18 protein-coding genes are annotated in these 23,379 nt (G+C 45.9%); 9 read left to right on the top strand and 9 right to left on the bottom strand.

The annotated features are described in order from the left end of the window. The first annotated feature begins 27 nt into the window (after positions 1-27). From mreC to tldD, 7 genes are read left to right on the top strand one after another with little or no spacing between them, the layout of a single operon-like run. Positions 28-930, top strand: a complete 903-nt coding sequence (gene mreC, locus BZA03_RS12910; protein ID WP_110288999.1) for a rod shape-determining protein MreC — start codon at positions 28-30, stop codon at positions 928-930. Further along, positions 923-1,399 carry a rod shape-determining protein MreD gene (gene mreD, locus BZA03_RS12905; protein ID WP_014978011.1) on the top strand — a complete coding sequence of 159 codons (477 nt, stop codon included), beginning with the start codon at positions 923-925 and terminating at the stop codon, positions 1,397-1,399. Before mreC ends, mreD begins: the two co-directional genes overlap by 8 nt. Positions 1,400-1,435: 36 nt before the next feature. Next, positions 1,436-2,026 (top strand): nucleoside triphosphate pyrophosphatase, encoded by a 591-nt coding sequence (locus BZA03_RS12900; RefSeq protein WP_061439084.1) that lies wholly within the window; start codon positions 1,436-1,438, stop codon positions 2,024-2,026. After that, on the top strand, positions 2,023-3,489 hold the full coding sequence (gene rng, locus BZA03_RS12895) for a ribonuclease G (RefSeq protein ID WP_014947913.1): 1,467 nt from the start codon (positions 2,023-2,025) through the stop codon (positions 3,487-3,489). The genes BZA03_RS12900 and rng overlap by 4 nt, the downstream gene beginning before the upstream one ends. A gap of 26 nt (positions 3,490-3,515) precedes the next feature. After that, positions 3,516-7,511, top strand: coding sequence for a YhdP family protein (locus BZA03_RS12890; RefSeq protein ID WP_110288998.1), 3,996 nt, complete (start codon positions 3,516-3,518; stop codon positions 7,509-7,511). Then, positions 7,504-8,322, top strand: a complete 819-nt coding sequence (locus BZA03_RS12885; RefSeq protein WP_110288997.1) for a carbon-nitrogen hydrolase family protein — start codon at positions 7,504-7,506, stop codon at positions 8,320-8,322. The genes BZA03_RS12890 and BZA03_RS12885 overlap by 8 nt, the downstream gene beginning before the upstream one ends. Further along, entirely contained in the window at positions 8,315-9,757 is a 1,443-nt protein-coding gene (tldD, locus tag BZA03_RS12880) for a metalloprotease TldD (protein WP_110288996.1), read from the top strand. The genes BZA03_RS12885 and tldD overlap by 8 nt, the downstream gene beginning before the upstream one ends. A gap of 88 nt (positions 9,758-9,845) precedes the next feature. On the opposite strand, the gene BZA03_RS12875 is transcribed toward tldD, so the two are convergent. Together BZA03_RS12875 and yjgA are read right to left on the bottom strand one after the other, a co-directional pair. Then, positions 9,846-10,274: a hypothetical protein gene (locus BZA03_RS12875; protein WP_110288995.1), complete on the bottom strand. Its 429-nt coding sequence runs from the start codon at positions 10,272-10,274 to the stop codon at positions 9,846-9,848. A 61-nt stretch (positions 10,275-10,335) separates the two neighbouring features. Next, the gene (gene yjgA, locus BZA03_RS12870) at positions 10,336-10,893 is read right to left on the bottom strand and encodes a ribosome biogenesis factor YjgA (protein ID WP_039236930.1); all 558 of its coding nucleotides are present in this window, start codon (positions 10,891-10,893) and stop codon (positions 10,336-10,338) included. A 72-nt stretch (positions 10,894-10,965) separates the two neighbouring features. Between yjgA and pmbA the strand changes: the two genes are divergently transcribed. Beyond that, positions 10,966-12,297, top strand: coding sequence for a metalloprotease PmbA (gene pmbA, locus BZA03_RS12865; protein ID WP_110288994.1), 1,332 nt, complete (start codon positions 10,966-10,968; stop codon positions 12,295-12,297). On the opposite strand, the gene BZA03_RS12860 is transcribed toward pmbA, so the two are convergent. After that, positions 12,294-13,148: an AraC family transcriptional regulator gene (locus BZA03_RS12860; protein ID WP_061439100.1), complete on the bottom strand. Its 855-nt coding sequence runs from the start codon at positions 13,146-13,148 to the stop codon at positions 12,294-12,296. The genes pmbA and BZA03_RS12860 overlap by 4 nt on opposite strands. Positions 13,149-13,252: 104 nt before the next feature. Here BZA03_RS12860 and BZA03_RS12855 point away from each other — a divergent pair, with 104 nt between their 5' ends. Then, a complete protein-coding gene (locus tag BZA03_RS12855; protein ID WP_110288993.1) occupies positions 13,253-16,372 on the top strand; it encodes a beta-galactosidase in 3,120 nt (1,039 codons plus the stop codon). A gap of 157 nt (positions 16,373-16,529) precedes the next feature. Here the strand turns inward: BZA03_RS12855 and arcA are convergent, their stop codons facing one another. The 6 genes from arcA to BZA03_RS12825 all read right to left on the bottom strand — a co-directional run bounded on the left by arcA (position 16,530) and on the right by BZA03_RS12825 (position 23,317). After that, on the bottom strand, positions 16,530-17,237 hold the full coding sequence (gene arcA / locus BZA03_RS12850) for a two-component system response regulator ArcA (protein ID WP_014947922.1): 708 nt from the start codon (positions 17,235-17,237) through the stop codon (positions 16,530-16,532). A 154-nt stretch (positions 17,238-17,391) separates the two neighbouring features. Continuing rightward, positions 17,392-19,038, bottom strand: coding sequence for a sensor histidine kinase (locus BZA03_RS12845; protein ID WP_039236941.1), 1,647 nt, complete (start codon positions 19,036-19,038; stop codon positions 17,392-17,394). A gap of 107 nt (positions 19,039-19,145) precedes the next feature. Continuing rightward, entirely contained in the window at positions 19,146-20,570 is a 1,425-nt protein-coding gene (gene glgA / locus BZA03_RS12840; protein WP_069943557.1) for a glycogen synthase GlgA, read from the bottom strand. A gap of 149 nt (positions 20,571-20,719) precedes the next feature. Next, a complete protein-coding gene (locus BZA03_RS12835; protein ID WP_014947925.1) occupies positions 20,720-21,802 on the bottom strand; it encodes a methyltransferase in 1,083 nt (360 codons plus the stop codon). Further along, on the bottom strand, positions 21,802-22,521 hold the full coding sequence (gene trmB, locus BZA03_RS12830) for a tRNA (guanosine(46)-N7)-methyltransferase TrmB (protein WP_014978023.1): 720 nt from the start codon (positions 22,519-22,521) through the stop codon (positions 21,802-21,804). Before trmB ends, BZA03_RS12835 begins: the two co-directional genes overlap by 1 nt. Before the next feature lie 91 nt (positions 22,522-22,612). After that, a complete protein-coding gene (locus BZA03_RS12825) occupies positions 22,613-23,317 on the bottom strand; it encodes an alpha/beta fold hydrolase (protein ID WP_110288992.1) in 705 nt (234 codons plus the stop codon). Positions 23,318-23,379: the final 62 nt, after the last annotated feature.

The following is a 23,379-nucleotide window of genomic DNA, read 5'->3' as shown; positions in this document are numbered from 1 at the left end:
CAACCGTAAGGTTGCCTTATTTGTATCATGGATACTATTTTTACCCGCGGCCCTTCGTTAAATAACAGGCTTACACTGGCGCTTGTGCTGTCGGTGATTCTGATATTTGTCGACCATAAGCTAGACGGTTTCAAATCAACGCGGGTTTATCTCAACTCATTAATGAGCCCACTTCAGTATTTAGCAAACCTTCCCGGTTTAATGCTAAATGAAAGTGCCCAGCGTCTTACCTCTCAAGAGCAATTGCTGGCCGAAAACCAGAAACTTAATAATCAGCTGTTGCTAATGAGCGAAAAGCTCCAGCAGTTCGATGTGATTGCAAAAGAAAATGCACAATTACGAGAGTTACTGCAGGCACCTATTCGGGTTTCTTCTCGAAAAATGGTTGCTGAGTTAATGGCGGTGGATAAAAACCCGTACAGCCAGCAGGTGGTTATCAACAAGGGGGCGATAGATGGCGTATATCTGTCTCAGCCAGTTATTGATGATAAGGGCGTAGTGGGTCAGGTAATGGAAGTTGGGTCTACAAACAGCCGTGTATTGCTGATTGCCGACGTTACCCACGCTATTCCTGTGCGATCTCTTCGAAATGATATTCGCTTTATCGCAACCGGAAGCGGCGCACTAAACGAGCTGTATCTAGAGCATGTTCCTCATAGTGTCGATATTCAAGAAGGTGACACATTAATTTCGTCTGGCTTAGGAAAGGTCTTTCCAGAAGGTTACCCTGTGGCAAGAGTGTCACAAGTCGTCCGAGATGAAAGCCGACCTTTTGCTCGTGTTATTGTCACACCTTTAGCAAACCTAGACAGGCTTCGACACCTATTGCTGTTATGGCACACGCCTGAGTCAGAAAATGAGTCTGATGCTAACTCAACTGACGACACTGATAAGCCAGCTGTAAACGAGGAAGAATCTTCAGATGCGTAAACGTAACCTCGTTATATGGATTAGTCTGTTAGTTGCTCTGGTACTGCAAATTGTTCCACTGCCCACTCAAGTAGATGTGTACCGCCCTGACTGGGTGCTGGTTGTATTAGCATATTGGAGCATGGCGTTGCCCCACAGAGTAAATGTGGGTGTAGCCTTCTTAACGGGCGTAGCCATGGATGTATTGGTAGGCACGACCTTAGGTATTCATAGCCTTGGGTTGAGTATTTGCGTATACGTATTAGCGGCTAACTACCAACGGTTGCGTAATTATTCTGTATGGCAGCAAGCCATTATTATTGGCCTACTATCGGCGCTATATCACTTACTTACATTTTGGGTGCAGCATCTACTGACTGATATTTATTTCCAAGTCGATTACCTGTGGCCAGTGATAACGTCAATGGTGTTGTGGCCGTGGGTATTTTGGCTGCTTCGACGCACGCGCAGACAGTTTTCAATTTCGTAACCCGAACACGTTCTCGATTAAACCAAAGGTAAGCCAATGACAAAATCGGTAGTGTTAGCGTCAGCCTCTCCACGACGCACCGCTTTGCTCAAGCAAATGAACATAGCCCATACAATACAGCCTGCCGATATTGACGAGTCGCCCCGTGACAACGAGCCACCGATGGAGCTTGTCGCAAGGCTAGCCAGTGAAAAAGCCCAAGCGGTGAAAGCATACCTTGAGGATCAGCAGGCAATGACCGACGACAAGGTTATTCTGGCCAGCGACACGCTAATATCGTTTAACGGACAAAGTGTTGGCAAGCCAGAAGATAAAGCAGATTCTAGGCGCATCCTCACTATGCTTTCTGGTAAAACTCATGACGTCCTTACCGCTATTTGTGTGCTTGATAACGCTCAGCAGCAGACTCAAGTAATTACCACATCTGTGACTTTTGCAGCATTGACGGATGAGCAAATTGACGCATACTGGGAAACAGGAGAACCTGCCGACAAAGCAGGGAGTTACGCTATTCAAGGTATTGGTGGTGAGTTTGTAGTTTCCATTAACGGCAGTGCAAGTGCCGTAATAGGCCTACCACTGTACGAAACCCGCCAATTACTTAATGCATTTGGAGTTGTGTCGTGAGTGCTGAACTGCTTATTAACGTTACCCCGTCAGAGTCACGGGTGGCGCTTATTGAAAACGGAATACTGCAAGAAATTCACGTAGAGCGTCATACCAAACGCGGTTTGGTTGGCAATATCTATCGCGGTAAAGTTAGCCGTGTATTACCGGGAATGCAGGCAGCATTTGTTGATATCGGTTTAGAAAAGGCCGCCTTCTTACATGCATCTGACATTGTCATTCACAATGAAATTGCTGAAGAAGTCTCGGCAAGCCATATTCAAAAGCAAGACATTCGCGAGTTGGTGCGAGACGGTCAAGATATTGTGGTTCAGGTGGTGAAAGATCCTATCGGTACCAAAGGCGCACGCCTTACCACAGACATTACTATCCCCAGCCGTTATCTTGTATTTATGCCTTCGGTAACTCACGTAGGCGTATCTCAACGCATTGAAGAAGAAGCAGAAAGAGAGCGCTTAAAGTCGCTGGTGCAAGAGTTTTGTGATGAAAACGGTGGCTTCATTCTGCGTACTGCGGCTGAAGGTGTGGGCAAAAACGAACTGCAGTCCGATGCAGCATTTTTGCGAAGGCTGTGGGATAAAATTCAGTCGCGTATGAAAAAGCGTAAGTCGAACGTGCTTTACGAAGACTTACCGCTAGCACGACGAGTGCTACGCGACTTTGTTGGTACAGAGCTCGACAGAATTCGTATCGATTCGAAACTATCATTCAATGAACTTCACCAGTTCACCAAAGAGTATGTGCCTGAAATGAACGGCAAGCTCGAATACTACCCGGGTGATAGACCTATTTTTGATTTATACGATGTGGAAAATGAGGCGCAGCGAGCCTTGGAACGCCGTGTCGATTTAAAATCTGGCGGCTACTTGATCATTGATCAGACCGAAGCGATGACCACAATCGATATTAATACGGGCGCTTTTGTTGGCCATCGGAACTTAGAAGAAACGATTTTTAACACCAATATTGAGGCGACGCAGGCAATTGCCCGTCAGTTAAGATTGCGCAACTTGGGTGGGATGATCCTTATCGACTTCATCGATATGATTGAACCAGACCACAAACGACGTGTCTTACACTCACTAGAGGTGGCGACGAACAAGGACAGAGCCAAGATAAATATTCACGGTTTTACTGCGCTAGGGCTAATTGAAATGACCCGTAAACGCACCCGTGAAAGCATTGAGCATATATTGTGCGGAGAATGCCCGGTGTGTAAAGGGCGAGGCACGGTAAAAACCATTGAAACCATTTGCTTTGAAATTATGCGTGAAATTGTACGGGTGAATCGCGCCTACGACGCAGACAAGTTTGTGGTTTACGCTTCACCAAAAGTGGCGGAAGCCTTAATGGGTGAAGAGTCTCATATGCTGGCAGAACTGGAAGTATTTGTGTCTAAACAAATCAAGGTTCAAACAGAAACATTGTACAATCAGGATAAGTACGACGTCGTCATGATGTAATGCATTAACGTATACAAAGGCAAAATGTGACAAATTTTTCGTCGGTAGCCGCTTATCTACTTAAGAAGTTTTGGCTGCTACTCGCCGTATTGCTTGTACTTTTCGCGCTTGTTTTAAGCGCTGCACGCTATGCTCTGCCGCATATTGAGCACAACAAACACCTGTTGGAAAATTATATTAATGAGCAGTATGGCGTAAACCTATCCATCCAAAGTGTGCATGCTGTTTGGCAGCGCAATGGTCCAAGTATTGTGCTCAATTCGGTGTCGTTGGCTAAAAACGATGCTTCCCCTGTTGCATTGGATATCAGGCAAATCTACGTCGAGCTAGATTTTTGGGAATCGCTACGCCACCAACTTATCTCATCTACCCGTTTCGAGCTGCGTGGTCTTAAGCTTGATATTGACGCCGATCGCCTTTCTGGAGGCGATAAGAATAACTTCCCTGTAGTAAATGCACTAGAGCGTCTGTTTTTAGAGCAGCTTCAAAGCTTCTCGTTAGAAGACGGGGTGGTATCTGTCACTCATCTTAATGAAACCAATTCATTTGATATTGAAAGTTTATCGTGGAACAACCATGAAGAGCGACACCAAGGTTTAGGTCAGCTCAAGGTTGCAGATTTAGCGGCTAACTCGGCGTCGTTTATCATTGATATCACGGGCACGCGGGAAGACTTTGACGGCGTGTTTTACGCCAAAGCAGAAGAGCTCGATATTTCTCCGTGGGTTAGCGATCTCATCAAAACCAAGCGTCCACTAGCGCAAAGCCGCGCAAACTTTGAAGTATGGACTAACTTTTCTCAAAGTGAAGTCACTAGCGTACAAGCTGAGCTTAGTGAAAGCCTTTTAGAGTGGGGCAGTGGCCGCGCGAAAACGGTAACAGGTATCAGCGGAGGTAGTCTTCAGGCGTTGCCTAACGATGAGAACAGACAGGGAGGCTGGAATGTCCGAGTGGATCAATTGGTGCTTAATTCGAGCAACGAGACCCTTACAACAGACCTAATTGGCAGTATAAGTGCAAATGGTGATGCACTGATAAACACCGTAAAGCCGGTGCAAATTAACCCCTTTCTGCTGCTGTTACCGCTCTTCATGGACGATACCAGTGAAGAAGAAATACGCGGGCTTAATCCAAAAGGCGAGTTGGCCACGTTGCAGATTCAATGGCACAACGGTCAGCCTTCTTTAGCTGCTAAAGTGCTAGATTTGCAGTGGGACAAAACAGATAAGGTACCAGGTCTTTCGTCGCTAGATGCAGACTTTTTCTGGTATAAAAATAATGGCGCTATCTACTTAGAGAGTGCGGATAGCTTACTAAGTGCCAACGGCGTAATTAAGAAAGACGTCAATATAAACCTGTTTAAATCTCAGTTTTATATTTACCCAGAGCAGATAGATAGCGAAGACAAGCAGTGGGTAGTAAAAGGCAGCGATATGCTGTTCGATAGTGATGCCGTTACTCTTCACCCGCAGTTTAAACTGAATACGTCGACAGGGTTTATGTCACTTTATGTGGATGTAAGCCCATTGGCGCTAAATGAGGTGAGCAGTTTATTTCCCCCTTCTTTAATGGGGGCTAATACCGATAAATACCTTACTCGTGCGTTTACAGGAGAAGGTGAAATCGCAAATGCGCGCGTGCTGTGGCACGGTCGCACGAGTGACTTCCCGTTTGACGACAACACGGGCATTTTTCAGGCGTATGTCGATATTGAGCAGGGAGATTTTCTTTTTGCTCCAGACTGGCCGGCACTTAACAACTTAGACCTATCTTTGTATTTTGTGAATAATGCATTAGTGATGGAGAGTCCTAGTGCGACGCTTGCTGGTATGAAAATCAGTGATATGTCGGCTGCCATTCCAAGCTTCAGTCCAGATGCTCGCCTGATTATTTATGCCAATGGTACTGGCACTGGTAATGCGCTAACCGCGTTAATGATGGATTCGTCCCTCAAAAAATCTTTAGGCAAAGTACTTAACGAAGACGTGCAAATTGGCGGGCCTCTATCTGCCGATATAAAGCTTGATATCCCGTTTAAAGGCAAAGATGTGGTGGCATCGGGAACGGCGCACTTGTCGAATAACCCCGTTTTTGTTGCGACCACAAATATGCTATTTGATAAGGCATCGGGAGAGGTGTCATTTGTTAATGGCGATATAGACGCAAGTGGGCTTCAGGCGCAGTTTCTTAAACAGCCGGTGAACTTGTCGCTATCCGGTAGGCAGGGCGACACGTACGACCTAAATGTAGAGTTAGGTGGACGATGGCATGTACATCCGCTCGCTAACTATGTGAACACGGATCTCACCGAATACATCGACGGCGAAAGTGATTGGAACACTACAGTTCAACTGTCGCTTTCAAACAGTGGGTTTAACTATACTGCCAATTTAACTGCAGATTTAACGGCGACACAAAGTGTATTGCCTGCTCCCTTCGATACGCCAGCGGGCAGCAGTTTACCGCTGCTTATTACCAGTAAAGGCGATAGCAAAGCATCAAATGTGGAGGCGTCACTTGGTGATAACATTCGTTTTGATGGTGTACTACCGCACAAAGAAATGCAGTTTTCACGTGCGCACTTGGCACTTGGCGAAAGCGATATAGCCAACATTGGTACAGGTTTTAGTATCAGTGCGAATCTAGCTCAAGCTGATGTGCAAGAATGGTTTACCACTATAAATATGTTACTTTCCGGTAAAGGGAAAGACACCAGCACCGCCGTTGCAAAAACAAATGCTCAATCGAGTATCCAATCAAACGAAAGCAAAAAAGCGAATTTGTTTGGTACTCCCTCGCGGATATTCGCCAAAGCCGACAAGCTAAATTTTGCTGGCCACAGTATTAAAGATGCGCAGCTTAGTGCAACAGAACGCAATAAAGATTGGATCCTAGACTTAGCGTCGCCTCAGGCAAGAGCCACTATTCGTATTAATAGTGATTTAGACGAGCAGGGCATTGAGATAAATGCCGACTATTTATCACTAGAGAAGCCTGCTCAAGCCGGGGGGGCGACAAAAACCGGTTCAGAGAGCGGCGTTGAGTTAGCTACGAATAGTGCTATGCCAAGTGAGGAAGGCGAGTCGCCCTACAATATTGACCCTAATACGCTACCGCCCATCTATTTTTATTGTCAGTCCTGTGGCGTGCACGGCATCGATTTAGGTGAAATTACCTTAGACATCGCGAAGGAAGAGAATGGTTTAGCCATTCGCCAGCTTCTAGTGAAATCTGATGAAACTAACGTTACCGCAACGGGTTATTGGAAGCACATGGGAGGCGAGATTCAAAGCGCGTTAAACGGAACATTAACGTCTCCCGACGTTGGGCAGATGCTAAAGGAGTACGGTGTTGAATCAGGTATAAAAGATTCTAGCGCAAACGTCGCGTTTGATGTCAACTGGCCAAATGCGCCGATGGATTTCGGGTTTGAACAGCTAAACGGTGATGTTCAGTGGTCGCTGTCAGATGGGTATCTAACTGAGTTGAGTGATAAGGGGTCACGTATCTTTACCCTGTTTAGTTTGAACTCGTTAGTGCGGAAGCTCAGCCTCGATTTTCGAGACGTTTTTGCTAAGGGGTTTTTCTACGACGATATGGGCGGCACGTTAAGTATTGTTGATGGCAAAGCGTATACCGACGATACTGAAATTGACGGCGGCGCTGGTGAAATAGAGATCACGGGCTTCACAGACCTCAATACCGGTGGATTAAATTACAACGTATCGTTCGCACCGAACGTAACTGGGAACTTACCGTTTTTAGTGTATTTCTTGGCTACGCCGCCTACTGCACTCGCTGCTCTTGCCATAGATCAGGTGCTAACCTCTGCGAAAGTCATTTCAAATGTGAACTATCGCGTTACAGGTACCATAAAAGATCCTAAGTTCGACGAAGTTGAGCGCAACAGCAAAGACATCAGCTTACCTGCGCAAAATGCGCCTGTACCGGCCAACCCGCAAGACAGGCCATTAACGGAAGATGACGTACGCAGGCTTAAAATGGAGGTGATCGATGGTTAATTTAGTTGCATTACAAATGACATCTGCGCCAAGCGTGGAAGAAAATCTCGACACCATTGCAAACGAAATGGCATCGGCAAAGATTGAGAAAAACAGTTTAGTTGTGCTTCCAGAGTGTTTTGCTTATTTCGGCGGTAAAGACAAAGGCCAACTTGCTGTGGCAGAAACAAAGGGCGAAGGTGAGATTCAGCGACGTTTGTCAGCGCTTGCTGCACAATACCAGTGCTATCTGGTTTCGGGTACGTTTCCAGTGAAAACCAATAGCCCAGAGAAGTTTTCCGCAGCCTGCATGCTGTTTGGGCCCAATGGCGATGTGTTAGCAGACTACCGCAAAATTCACATGTTCGATGTATCAGTTAACGACAACACGGGCAGTTATCGTGAATCGGCGACAACCGAAGCGGGCAGCAAGGTGGTTACTGTTGAAACGCCAATAGGCAACATTGGTCTTGCGGTGTGCTATGATGTACGCTTTCCAGGGTTGTTTACTGCAATGGGCGATATCGATATTTTGGTGTTGCCAGCGGCCTTTACCCAACGCACCGGAGAAGCGCATTGGCATGCGTTGTTGCAAGCCAGAGCCATTGAAAAGCAGTGCTTTGTGGTAGCTGCGAATCAAAGTGGTGTGCATGCAAATGGCCGTGAAACATACGGTCACAGTCTTGTACTGTCGCCTTGGGGGGAGACCCTTGCCGAACGCAAAACCGACGTAGGGTTAGTTTCGGCAAAAGTAGATATTGCAGAAAGAGAAACCATCAAACAGAATATGCCGGTTGCCGAACATAACCGATTCAGGAGTCACTTTGTCTAAATCTGTTGAGCGTCATTTATTATCTGACTCAGGGCTAGATATCACCAAGCTAGAGCGTGCTTTAGCGACTATTCATCGTCACGATACCGACTATGCCGATTTATATTTTCAGTCAAGCCAGCACGAAAGCTGGGTGTTGGAAGACGGCATTATTAAAGAAGGCAGCTATAACATAGAGCGCGGCGTAGGCGTGCGTGCAATTAGCGGCGAGAAAACAGGGTTCGCTTATTCAGATGAAATAAGCGAAGAAGCGTTGACCAAAGCGTGTAAAGCGGCTCGCGGCATTGCGCCAAGCGGCGGTTCACAACAAATAGCTTCGCTTGGACAAAAGCCAGTGCAAGCGCGATACAGCGAAAATAACCCTATTCTTGCGATGCAAGACGCTGAGAAAATTTCGCTTTTAAAAGCAGTAGATGCCTATATCCGCAAACAAGAGCCGTCTGCCAATCAGGTAGTGGTGAGCTTAAGCGGTGTGTATGAAGAAATTTTAGTTGCTGGCAGTGACGGTACTTTAGCTACTGATATTCGCCCGCTGGTGCGCTTGAACTGCTCGGTATTGCTAGAACAAGGCGATAGACGTGAACGTGGTTCAGCGGGGGCTGGTGGTCGCTATGCCTACTCGTTCTTTAAGCAAGACGAAAACGGAAAACCGTATTACGAAACCTTGGCAGAAGATGCCCTTCACATGGCACGCGTAAACATGCAGGCAGTGGCGTCACCGGCAGGCGCTATGCCTGTAGTATTAGGTAACGGTTGGCCTGGTGTATTACTTCACGAAGCGGTTGGGCACGGTCTTGAAGGCGACTTTAACCGTAAGGGTGCATCAACATTTAGTGGCCGTATTGGTCAGCGCGTTGCTGCCAAAGGCGTGACGGTTGTTGACGATGGCACATTATACGACCGTCGTGGCTCGTTGTCGGTAGACGATGAAGGCACACCAACAGCGCACAACGTGCTTATTGAAGATGGTATCTTGAAAGGTTATATGCAGGATAAACATAACGCCAAGCTTATGGGCGTTGCGCCTACCGGTAACGGTCGTCGTGAATCCTATGCACACTTGCCTATGCCCCGCATGACGAATACTTATATGTTGGAAGGCCAACACGATCCGCAGGAAATTATCGCGTCTATCGACAAAGGTATTTACGCGCCGAACTTTGCTGGCGGACAAGTAGACATTACGTCAGGAAAATTTGTATTTTCTAGCGCGGAAGCTTACTTAATTGAAAACGGTAAAATTACTGCGCCAGTAAAAGGGGCTACCTTAATTGGTAACGGTCCAGAGGTTATGCAAAAAATCTCAATGATTGGAAATGACACTGCCCTAGATAAAGGCGTTGGTGTATGTGGTAAAGACGGTCAAAGCGTACCGGTGGGTGTAGGTCAGCCTACGCTTAAAATTGACGAGTTGACGGTGGGTGGTACGGCTTAATTCAGCTCAAACCTGTATACTGGAAAATTAAAAAAAGGTTGGGCCTAGGCACCAACCTTTTTTGTGTGCGAACTGGGATAAGTCGTGGCTAACTTTCAAATCCTTTTTCATTCAACCACTCGATAGCATCTTCCTCGTTGGTAAAAATACCTAGCTCAAGGCCTGCATTGTCGTAAATTCTCTGAAATTGCGCTCTTACAATGGGCGGCACCGTGGTATCGCCGATAACTAGCGCGCCAAGCGCCATTCCGTGCTTCGCACGCCACTCTATTGAACGCTGCAGTTCTGTCTCACCTGCTTTAGTGAGAAGGGCAGAACCATGCAAAAAACCTAAAAATGCCCAGTGATTCCCACCAAAACTGTTAATCACATCCATCATATCTCGCGCATAGCGTTCAATGGCTGAACCATCGGCAATACCTTCAGCCGACACGCCAACAATGCTACCAAGCACAGCAATTTGATACTGACCGTACTTGCTTTTCAGTGTTGCGTTAGGGTTGGAAAATATTTTCACACTATCCCCCTTTGGCTGGTGAACGAAACTGTGATGTTGAGATTACTTTAATTGCAGACTGTTAATCCTCATGAATAACGTCTTTCAAATACTGAAACAGCTCTCTGAATGCTTTAGGCGGCGCATTTTTTTCACGCTCTTTTTTAATTTGGCGATGAAATTGGCGCAGCTTTTGGCGGTCCAGTTCAGGATGCGCTTCAATCAGCTTTTGAATAGCGGGGTCGCCCTGTTCAATCACGGCTTCACGGGCTTTTTCTAGTGCATGAAAAGCAGCATTGCTCGCCTGATGCTGATGTGTAATTTTAGCCAACGCCTCTTCAATAGGGGCGGTATCTCTATGACGTAAAGCTTTGCCGATAAACTGAAGTTGACGGCGGTAACCGTCTTTTTTCTTATTCACTTTGCGGGCAATAGCTACGGCGTCAGCAAGCTCTTCATCCATAGGGATCGTCGCTATGTGAGCATCGGTTAGGTTAACCAAGGTTTCACCTAGCTTGTGAAGTTCTTTAGCTTGACGCTTCAGCTCAGTTTTACTGATTAATTCTTCCTCTTCGAACTCATCTGCTTGCGCATCTTCGAAGTAAGGATCTTCAGGAGAATTGTATTTCTGATCACTCATTTCAAACTCATTAGTGTTACACTTTAGCTAAATTGTAACTATCACAGTCGAATTAAGACAGCGAAACTTACTATGCAAATTGAGCAGCAGTTAGCCGACATTCAAAATGTCGTAGATGATGTACTGAAATTAGCCCTTTCTAAAGGCGCAACACAAGCCGAAGCCAGCATGTCTAAAGTGCAGGGCATCGCCGTTTCTTCACGTATGCAAGAAGTTGAAAACGTTGAATTTACCAACGACGGCGGCTTAGGTATAAGCGTATACGTAGGCAAGCGAAAGGGGAGTGCGTCTACCGCAGATCTGAGCAAAGCGGCGCTAACACTCGCGGTGGAAAAAGCCGTCGATATTGCTCGCTATACCAGTGAAGATCCTTGTACAGGTTTGGCCGATGCCGACCTTATTGCTACCGAGTTCCCTGATTTAGACCTGTATCACCCTGAAGAATTAGATACTGAAAAGGCCATTAAAACTGCTATTGAAGCCGAAACGGCGGCAATGAATTACGACTCGCGCATTACAAATTCAGATGGCGCGTCGTATAACGCAAATCTAGGTATGCGCGTTTACGGCAACACGCACGGTATCAATGCAGGTTATCCTAGCAGCCGTTATTCACTAAGCTGTATGGTTATTGGCGCACAAGATAACGATATGCAGCGCGATTACGCTTACACAGTAAGTCGTAAAGCGTCTTTGCTGCAATCAGCAAGTGCAGTGGGTATTGATGCCGCTAAAGCTACTGTAGACCGTTTGGGGGCTCGTAAAATCAACACGGCAAACGTGCCTGTGCTTTTACACCGTGACATTGCATCTAGTTTGTTTGGTCATTACGTAGGAGCTATCAGCGGCGGCAGCCTTTACCGTCGCTCTAGCTTCTTGCTAGATAGCTTGGGTAAACAAGTTTTCCCAGAATGGCTTAATATTGAAGAGCGTCCGTTTATTAAAGGCGGTCTGGCAAGCTCAAGCTTCGATAACGAAGGTGTGGCATGTTCTGACATGACCATTGTCGATGCGGGTAAATTAGCTACATACCTTTATACTACCTACTCGTCGCGTAAGCTAAACACCCGCTCGAATGGCCACGCCGGTGGTATTCATAACTTGCTAGTAGGTGATACGGGTCACAGCGACGCCGACCTGCTTAAAGAAATGGGCACAGGTTTGTTCGTAACCGAACTGATGGGGCAGGGCGTTAACGGTGTGACGGGCGATTACTCGCGCGGCGCAGCGGGATACTGGGTTGAAAATGGCATCATCCAATACCCAGTTCACGAGGTAACTATTGCTGGCAATCTGAAAGATATGTTTAAAGGCATTGTGGCAATTGGCGCTGAAAAAGATGTGCGAGGTAGTGTACAGACCGGTTCGGTGCTTATTGACCAAATGAAGATAGCAGGCAGCTAGTTTACGCTTTCTCGAAACGCTGAAGGAGACAGCCCGGTGGACTTCTTAAAGCGTTTCGAGAACGTAAATACATTTGCGTAGCCTACATAACTGGCGATATAAGATACGGGCCACTGCGTGCTTAGTAATAAGCTTTTGGCTCGTGTCATACGCAAATGGATAACGTGCTGTTTGGGACTGCGTCCAAACACTTGTAAGCACAGCCTATGAAGGTGAGGGGCAGAATAATGCGCTTTCTCACTTAAGCTTTCCATATCCCAATCAAACTGAAGCTGTTTTTCAACCGCAGAAAAGAGGCTGTGTAGTCTGCTTACTTGGCGTCGTTCTTTCTCATCGTGAGTATGTACGTCACTCAAAGGCGCATCAATAATACGGTACAGGTAGCGAGACACAACTTGCATCGCCGAATTTCGATTCTCGACGTCACGCTCTAAATACAAAAGCTCCATTGCATGATGCAGTCCTTCCAGCATGGCATTATCCACTATTACAGCACCTAGCTTATTAAATGGTGTCCAGCGTTCGGAGTCTGCCAAGTTTACCCAAATTATATCCCATTGCTCACTGACTATTGTGACTTCAAAACTTTGCCCAGCGGGTAAAATAATTAGCTGTCCTTCATCCAATTGCATCTCGCCTGACGGGACACGAAATTTTCCTTGTCCATGAATGCTGTAAAACAAGGTGTGATTAGGAGGCGAAACGCGACCTACCGTATAATCACCTGATAAGTTAGAGCATCCTGCTAGTTCAATCTCCAGGTCGCTGATTTCAGGCGCATTACTACTATCAATAAAGCGTTCAAAGCACTTGGGGCCTATGTCTACAATGTCTCTAAAGCTAAGTTGCATAAATGTGAAATGATAGTTTTGGATAAATATATGAAAGATTAGAGCATAAAGGATTTAATGAAAGTTAGCTATATTGCGCTTAACGAAAAAGTAAAGGATATGACATGCTTAATGTTGCGCAAGTAGTGGCTCAAAACGATTGGCAAAACCCGGTTGTATTTCAGAGGAATCGCATCAATGCCCACAGTCCACATCACGGATATAAAACGCTAAAAGACGCATTGCACAATACCAATGCGCAAAAACGTAGTTTAAACGGTCAGTGGGATTTCCGTTTATTTGAAGCTCCAGCAAACGTACCTGAAAGCCTGCTTTCTAAAACATTAAGTGATGACGAGTCTGCTAATTGGCAGCCTATTACCGTACCTTCTAACTGGCAGCTGCAGGGTCACGACAAACCGATTTACTGTAACGTTAAATATCCTTTCGCGGTGAACCCTCCAGTGGTACCCAGCGAGAATCCAACGGGTTGCTACCGAACAACGTTCAACGTTACCAAGGATGAGTTAAAACAGCGCAATCATATTGTTTTTGAAGGGGTAAATAGCGCGTTTCACTTGTGGTGCAACGGCGAGTATGTGGGCTATTCCCAAGACAGTCGACTACCGGCTGAATTCGATTTGTCTGGCTACTTGGTCGACGGTGAAAACCGACTAGCGGTAATGGTGATCCGATGGTCAGACGGCAGCTACTTAGAAGATCAGGACATGTGGTGGCTTAGCGGTATCTTCCGCGACGTAAATCTTGTCACCAAACCTCAGCATCACATTCAGGATGTGTTTGTTACGCCAAGCCTTGACGCATGCTATCGCGACGCAGTAGTAACCGTACGTACCGCCATCAATGCGCCTTCTACTTACAAAGTGGGTATCCAGCTTTTTGATGGCGATAACGCTGTTACCGAGCAAGTCATTACCGGCACTAACAATAAACGTATTGATGAAAAGGGCGGTTGGGATGACGTGGTTTTTCAAACGCTTCATGTGAATGAACCTAATCACTGGACTGCTGAAACACCGAATCTGTATCGCATCGTTGTCTCGCTCATTGATGAAAATGGCAACGTCATTGATGTTGAGGCCTACAACGTTGGCTTTAGAAACATTGAAATGAAAAACGGCCAGTTATTGGTAAATGGTAAAGCGGTGCTAATTCGTGGGGTTAACCGTCACGAACACCATCAAACAAAAGGGCATGCAATCAATGAAGATGACATGCTTGAAGACATTAAGTTGTTAAAGCAAAACAACTTCAATGCCGTGCGTACCGCTCATTATCCAAATCACCCTCGTTGGTATGAGCTTTGTGATGAATACGGGCTTTATGTGGTGGATGAAGCTAACATCGAAACCCACGGTATGTTCCCGATGGGAAGGCTTTCTCGCGACCCGCTCTGGGCCGGCGCTTACATGGCGCGCTTTACGCAAATGGTCGAGCGAGACAAAAACCACCCAAGCATCATTATTTGGTCGTTAGGGAATGAATCTGGTCACGGCCCTACCCATGATGCAATGTATGGCTGGGCAAAGTCATTTGACCCATCGCGCCCTGTACAGTACGAAGGCGGCGGCGCTGATACTTCGGCTACCGACATTATTGCGCCAATGTACGCACGGGTTGATACCGACATTAAAGACGATGCAGTGCCTAAGTGGGCCATTAAAAAATGGTTGTCGATGCCGGGGGAAAACCGCCCCGTTATTCTATGCGAATATGCGCATGCTATGGGTAATAGCTTGGGTAGCTTTGATGAATACTGGAAAGCGTTTAAGGCTTATCCTCGCCTTCAAGGTGGCTTTATTTGGGACTGGGTTGATCAAGGGTTAGTAAAGCACACTAATAGCGGCGAAGCATACTGGGCTTACGGCGGAGACTTCGGCGATACTGAAAACGACAGACAATTCTGTATAAACGGTCTGTTATTTCCAGACAGAACGCCACATCCGCACTTATTAGAAGCTAAATATTGTCAGCAGCACTTAAGCTTTTCGTTGGTTGAGAAAGACAACAAGTTTGAGCTTACAGCAAGCAGCGATTACTTATTTAGACGCACAGACAACGAGTTATTACGTTGGCAAGTGTTAGAAAATGGACAACCGATTGCTGAGGCGAAGGGCGAATGCGAAATCGACATAGCGCCACAACAAGCACAGACGCTCAGTCTTAGCCCAGATATTACGTTTAAAGCAGGCGCTGACTACCACTTAAATATTGATGTGGTACTAGCGAATGACTGTTCGTGGGCTAAAGCAGAGCATGTCATGGACACCGCCCAGTTAGCGCTAGTCAACAAGCGTGGAATAGTATCGTTTTCTCTTAATGATAACGAAACAACAAGCGGCACTAGTGAGCTATCAATTGAAGCTCAGGATGGGATGTTGCTGGTACATGCGCAAAATAACGTATTTAGCTTTAATAGTGAGAGCGGGCTATTAACCTCGTGGCTTCAAGGCGCGGAGGAAACACTTAGCGCGCCGCTAGAAGATAACTTTTTCAGAGCGCCGCTAGATAACGACATTGGGGTAAGCGAAGTTGATAATCCAGACCCAAATGCGTGGGAGTCACGCTGGCGTCGTGCTGGAATTGGCAAGTGGACACGCACTTGCACGGGCGTAAACGTTGAGCAGGGCGCGCAAGACGTGCGTATAACATCGTTATTTGATTATCACCATTCAGAAAAGCTGGTAGCGGCAACAAAGTGGGTTTACACCATAAATGTACAGGCCAAGCTATCGGTAGACGTTGAAGTGCTTTTGGATGATGGTTTACCGCCTATGCCGCGTATTGGTATGCAAACGGCGGTACCTGTAGCCGATAAGCCAACGTCGATTACCTGGCAGGGACTAGGGCCATTTGAGAACTACCCTGACAGAAAAGCGGCAGCGCGATATGGTCACTACACCTTACCTATAGAAGAGATGCAAACGTGCTACATATTTCCAACGGACAATGGCTTGCGCTGTGGCTGTAATCAACTTGAAGTTAGCAGCTTAAAAGCAATTGGACAGTTCTATTTTAACGTGAGCGAATATGGGCAAGCACAGCTAGACGAGGCAAAACACACCTGTGATTTAACACCTCAAGATTGTGTGTTTGTGTACATAGATCATGCCCACATGGGCGTAGGCGGCGATGATTCATGGAGCCCAAGTACACATAAAGCATTCTTGTTGGAAGAGAAGCAATACCGCTACTCAGTTTGCTTTAGCGCCGCTGACAGCTAATTCTCAGTGTGAAGTCGATCATTTAGCACTCGATATCTCAAGTGACAATTCGCGGCATAGCTTAGTTATGCCGTTATTGGGATAAAGTGTTTACATATAAAAAAGCCGCTACACAGTAGCGGCTTTTCATTAATTCAAAACTCGTTCAGGCAACGTCTTAGCCGTCAACCTGACCGCAGAAACGGTAACCTTCACCGTGAATGGTTACAATCAATTCTTCATCTGAAGGATCTGATTCGAAGTGCTTACGAATACGACGAATCGTTACGTCAACCGTACGGTCATTCGGACGAAGTTCACGCCCCGTCATTTCCATGATTAGCTGCTCACGGGTAAGGATCTTACCTGGATTGCTTAGGAAAAGGTGAAGAGCGCGGAATTCACTGCGTGGTAGACGGAATTCTTTCCCGCTAGGCGAAATCAATGAACGGCTATCACCGTCAAGCGTCCAACCATTGAAGCTTACACGGCTTGGTAAATCGTCGTCTTCTGAAGAGTTTGTAGTACGAGACAGTAAGTTGCGCGCGCGAATAGTCAATTCACGAGGGTTGAAAGGCTTAGTCAGATAATCGTCTGCGCCAATTTCAAGACCTAGAATACGGTCAACGTCGTTATCACGACCCGTTAGGAAGATAAGCCCAACGTTTTTACGGTCACGTACTTCACGTGCCAAGATAAGGCCATTTTTACCCGGCAGGTTAATGTCCATGATAACCAAATTGATAGCGTGATTCTCGAAGAAATCATGCATTTGATCACCGTTCTCGGCCTCAAACACATTATACCCTTCCGCTTCAAATAAACTCTTAAGCGTGGTACGGGTTACCACCTCATCTTCAACAATTAACACATTTGGCGTCTGCATGGTGTTCTACACTCTTTCTAAAATACGATTTAAGCAACTAACTGGTTAAATTTTAATATTCATGTACTTGATTGCAAGCAACTTGTGAATATTCTTACTGTTAAGGTATTGGGGTTAGCCAATAAAAATCAAGAAAAGTTCATACTTTATACAACTATTCTGACGTTTTCGCATTAACAACGGGGAAGATAATTACAAATTCTACGCCGTTGCCTTCCTCACTGGTGATCGATATTGAACCATTAAGGGCTTGCGTTACTAAGTTGTATACCAAGTGCATTCCCAATCCGGAACCACCTTGCCCACGCTTCGTGGTGACAAAGGGGTCAAATATCCGTTTGCGAATCTCTGGGGAAATGCCTTTTCCGTTATCGGTATAAACAAGCTTGAGCTTATTGCTACTCACCATTTCGGCACGAATATCAATTGTGCCTTCATCCATGGTTTCAAACCCATGAATAACCGAATTCATGATTAAATTAATCAAGATTTGATTTATTGGGCCAGCCTTCGTTTCAACGCTAAGGGTAGGGTCGCAATCTACGTTGATGTTGTGTTTTAATTTTTTGAGTCGAGGCTGCAATGACAATAGTATCTCATTAACTAGCTGTACAACGCAAAAACTTCGACTAGATTCTGAGGTTTGATCTACAGCAACCTGCTTAAAACTGCTAATAAGTTCGGCAGCTCTGTTCAAATTGCGGTAAATAATGTTGAGGTTTTCGTTACTTTCATCCAAAAAGCGTTTCATTGCACTGGCTTTCAGCGTTTTATTTTCAAAGTCTTTTTGAATAACCGCCAACCTGTCTAACATCATTGTCGACGCAGTAACGCCTAAACCTATCGGAGTATTCACCTCGTGCGCAACGCCCGCAACCATATCACCGAGCGAGGCCATCTTTTCATTCTGTACAATCTGACGCTGAAACTGATGTAGCTTTTCTAACGTTTGAATAAGTTCCTGGTTTGCATCTTTAAGGGCAGTGGTTCGGTGACTTACCATATCTTCTAGGCTGGCATTGAGCTTTCTATGTTGCTCCTCCGCCTGTCGTTGCTTTTGCATGTACTCTTGCATGCGAAACAGCATCACATTCACGGCGTCAGCCAAGATATCGAGTTCTCTAATGGTGGAACCGCTGGCACGGGCTGAATAATCACGTTGTCGTGAAGTACGCTGCAAGAAGTTGGCAATGTCCTCAACGGGACCAGTTACAATACGCTGCATACGCACTGCAAAGTAAAAGCTAATAGCCAATAGCGCCAAGGCTACTGCCAAATTAAGCCAAATCGACTTTCCAACAAGCTGGTTAAAATTCTCTGAGGAAATTCGTAAATATATCCAGCCCAACTGAATGTTCGTCTCAGTGTCGAAGACTTTTGCACTTAATTCAAGGTATTGACCATTGTCGGCCAATTGAGGTGTCATAAACATGGACGCCAGTTGATTTTCCTTGCCTCCTAACAATAACTGGCCTTCCTTGTTATAAGAGGCGAAAATCTGGGGCTCTAGGTTACCGCTTTGCGCTTTGTAAACGTGGGCATTTAAAACATGGTCGGCGGCAGCAAGGTTACTTAGGGCAAGTTCAATGCGCTCTGGCGTTTCGTCATAAAGATACATAGCTGAGCTGCTTGCGACCAACTTGGCCAACATGAGTGCGTTAGACTCAAGTTCATGACGGTAGGTTTTAATTTGCGTGTAGACGGCAAGACTGGATAACACTGCAAGCGAAAACGTAGTAATTGACATTACCACCCAAATGAAAAGGCTTTTAATCGTAAGCTTGACTACTTTATCCGTCATATCCGTTTTGCGTATTGTCCATTCGCGTCTTCCATATATTCATAGTGGCGCAAAAATGCACAAAAAGGAAGACGCCCATAAACAATAATTAATGTACGCAAAGCCCTTTAGTTGAGGGTTGAAACGTATAGTTGCTGGTAATTCTTCGCCGCTGCTTCCCATGTGAATCGCGTTCGCATTCCACGTTGCTGCATCGCCCTGAATTTTCCGGCATCTTCGTAGAACGCCAGCAGAGCTCGACGAATGCAAGATAGCAGTGCATGTGGCGTAGGATCATCAAACACAAAACCCGTACCTTCACTATCGTTGCTGTAATCGATAACCGTGTCTTTGAGTCCGCCTACAGAACGTACGATGGGGATGGTTCCATAAGCTAAGCTGTACATCTGGTTCAATCCGCACGGCTCAAACTGAGAAGGCATTAGGAAGAAATCAGCGCCGGCTTCTACCAAATGGGCATGTTCGGAACTAAACCCGTTTATAAACGCGAATTGGTCAGGGTGTTGTTGAGCGAATTCGCCAAGGTCCATACACACTTTAGGGTCGCCCGTGCCCACAATTACCATTTGAACATTGTGCTTAATTAAATCGTCCAAAATGGGCAGTATGTAGCCAAAGCCTTTTTGTTCAGTCAGCCGGCACACCATTCCAATAAGCGGTACGTTGCCATTCTCAGGTAATCCCGACTTCTCCTGTAATGCTCGTTTACATGCGGTCTTTGGATGAAGATTCTCTACACTGTAATTCTCAGGTAGGAATGTATCTGTCTCGGGGTTCCACTGCGTGTAGTCACATCCGTTAAGAATACCGCTTAAGTCGGCTTGACGATTTACAAGCCGCTCGTGCAGGCCATGACTACCTAGGTCAGTAAGTAACTCGCTCGCATAGTTAGGGCTTACGGTTGTCACTTTCGTGGCAAACTCAATTCCGCTTTGCAGCATATTGATGTAACCGCCGTGCACTTGCGCCAGAATGTTTGGATGATGGCGAAGAAAGGGAATGCTCTCAAGCTTATGCACGCCTTGAAAAGCCGCGTTATGAATAGTGAATATGGTTTTAGTACCGTCAAAATATCCAGATTTGTCGTGGGTAAGTAAAAACGGCAGCATGGCCGCATGCCAGTCGTGACAGTGAATAATGTCAGGCTTTTTATCAATAGCTTTTAGCGTTTGGAGTACGGCGCCACTGAAAAAGCTAAAGCGCTCACCATTGTCTTCATAGGCCTCAAATGCGTTGGCGTATAGCCCTTCACGCATAAAGTATTCGGGCGAGTCTACAAAGTAAATAGGAATACCGTGCCATTGCATGTAGCGAATATCAAAATGGTACACCTGACCTTCAGTAAACAGGGTTTGTTGCTCGGTTACAGTTGGTAGGTTCAACTGTTCAGCCAGTACTTGGTAATAAGGCATAACAATGGTGATGCTTTCGCCCAAGGTATCAAGCGCGAGTGGGAGTGCTTTTCCAACGTCTGCAAGGCCGCCGGTTTTTACCAATTCTTCAACTTCTGAAATAGCAAATACAATATTCACAGGTGATCCCCCAGAGCGTAACGTGCAGTGCACTTGTAATGCTTAAATATAGTGTACGGAAAAAGCGCCGTATGCCATTGCGTGGAGTACGCAATGGCATGAGCAACAGGTAGAAAAGCTAAATTAGCACAAGCTAATGGTTTTTTTAATTACAAAGCCGCTTGATAAACAGAAAATTGCGACGTTTGTGCTGTGGTATAGACCGTTTGGAAGTGCTCAGCGAGTAAACCTGGGTAGGGTAAGAATCGGTTTGCCACCATCTGCATAGTGCCGCCACGACTTAAGCTTGCTTTAGCGTCAGAAATAAAGCGCTTAGTGATGGTGTAGTCAGTTTTAATGCCAGTATGAAATGGCGGGTTGGTGACAATATGCTGTACTTTTTGGGTAAAACCGTGCAATCCATCTGCAGCATAGAGTGTTGCTGATAATCCATTGTCTGCTAGGGTGAGTGCACTACAGTAAACTGCAAGTGCGCTAACATCAGTAAGATGAAGCTTCAAATGCGGATACTTAAGCATTATATAACTGGCAATCACGCCAGCGCCGCATGCGAAATCCAGAATTTCACCACTCAATGATGTTGAGAGTTTTTCTAGTAAAAGCTCAGTTCCCGCATCCAGTTCCTTGTAGCTGAATACGCCAGGCATAGAGGCCACTTGCCAAGCCGTGCCCTCAACATGATACGTGTTCATATCAAGCCATGCATCCGGTTCAAAGGCAAGATGTGGCTCTTCAACTAAAACGGTAATAAGACTGCAGTGGCGAGCAGAATCAACCTTTTGGGTTGGGCCGTATTGGTCCATCAACTTAGCAGCACTTTTTATACCGCCCTTATTTTCACCCACCACGTGAATACGACCATTTTGGCCCACCATGCTGGCTGCCATTCGCAATAGCATCTGAAAATGGGTTTTTGCTTTGGGTAAGAAAATCATCACGTCAGTGTGAGATTTCTCTAGTGCAACGAAAGGCGTAAATATATGAGTATGATTTCCAACTTTCTGCGTCACCTCAAAACCTGTGCGCGTAATATCTCGGCTATCAAACGATACCGAGGGTACGACTCTTACGCACTCTGAAAAAATATCGAAATATTGGTGAATTACCGTGACTTCTTGCGATTTAAGACCGTCCAGAAAATACGCATCAGAAGGGTTGATAAATGCCCACTGACCTTCGTCGAAAAGCGCGATATTACGTTCTAACAGTTGGCTTTGAGGAGATAAAATCATTACTTAGTACGCTCGAAAATTAGATCCCAAACGCCATGACCTAATTTTTGGCCACGGGTTTCAAACTTGGTAATTGGGCGGTAGTCTGGACGAGGTACATAGTCGCCGTCAGTTGCAGTATTGGTGTAACCGTCGGCATTGATCATAACGTCTAACATGTGCTCAGCATATTGCTCCCAATCCGTCGCCATATGAAAACAACCGCCAATAGCTAATTTGGTGCGAACCAGCTCAACAAATTCAGGCTGAACAATACGGCGTTTGTGGTGACGCTTCTTGTGCCAAGGGTCTGGGAAAAATAGCTGTAGGCGAGACAACGAACCGTCTGGGATCATATTTTTAAGCACTTCTACCGCATCATGGTCCATTACACGCAAGTTCTCGACGCCTTGTTCACTCGCTTCAGCTAAGCATGCGCCAACGCCTGGACGGTGAACTTCAATGCCGATAAAGTCTTTCTCAGGTGCATTTGCGGCCATTTCAACCAATGACTTGCCCATACCAAAGCCAATTTCTACAACAACAGGCGCACTTCGGCCAAAAATTTCTGACAGCGATAACGGTGCTTCAGCGTAGTCAATGCCCTTGGTTGGCCAGTGATCTTCTAGCGCTTTTTCTTGTGCTTTAGTAAGTCTACCTTCGCGTTTCACGAAGCTTTTTACCTTGCTTACGTATACTCCAGCGGCTTCTGCTTCCGCCTGACTTTTGAATTGCCTCATTTGCAATGCCTTTCTTACCCAATTTTATGGTGGCGCATTATCCACTTACCCACGGCTTATGCAACGCTATCGTGGCAAAAATGCTGTAATTTTATACGCCAATTTGTTTTGCAATAATAGACGCTACGGCGTCAGTTTTCTCAAGTACTATCATATGCCCGGCGTCACTAATGGTGTGGAACGTCGCTTTGGGTAGTACATTTTTTAGCTGCTTAATTGTTTCTGCTGGTGCAATGGCGTCTTGCTGGGCAGTAATAAACGTTACTGACGCGTTGATCTTTGCGAGCGCTTTAACGGTACTTTCTCGTGGTGTGGTTGCTAGCGTGTGGTTGAGTAACGTTGTTTTACCTAAATCCTGCGCCATCGATTTTACAACGCCAGCCACGTTTTCATCCGCTAAGCGGGAAGGGTGGATAAATCGCGAAAGATAAGCGTCGTTGTCGGGCTTAAAGTTACCTTGCTTAAGCATAGTAGTAAGCTGCTTGCGCTTTGCAATTTCTTCTTTTGATAACCCTTCTGGGTTGTAACCGATTAAGGTTATCGAAGCAATATTGGAAGGATTGCGCTGTGCTACTAATGCAGCTATAAACCCGCCCATCGAATAACCCACAAGGTGCACTTTTTCGTTTTCGAGAATACGATCTTCGCTTAATGCCAGCATTTCTTCTAGCGATGCTGCCCATTGAAGCGGTACATAACGACGTTGTGCAATATTTAGTTCGCGCCAAAGCGGTAGAAATACGCGCTCGTCACAGAGCGTACCGGGAAAAAATAAAACAGGGTGCTGCACAGACACGTGTGCTCCTTAACAATAAACTGGCTAGTTACATGCTACCATAGCGCGCTTTTTAATGAATG

This window comes from Alteromonas sp. I10, assembly GCF_003201515.1.
GTDB classification, from domain to species: domain Bacteria; phylum Pseudomonadota; class Gammaproteobacteria; order Enterobacterales; family Alteromonadaceae; genus Alteromonas; species Alteromonas macleodii.
This window is presented reverse-complemented; position numbering and strand designations above follow the sequence as displayed.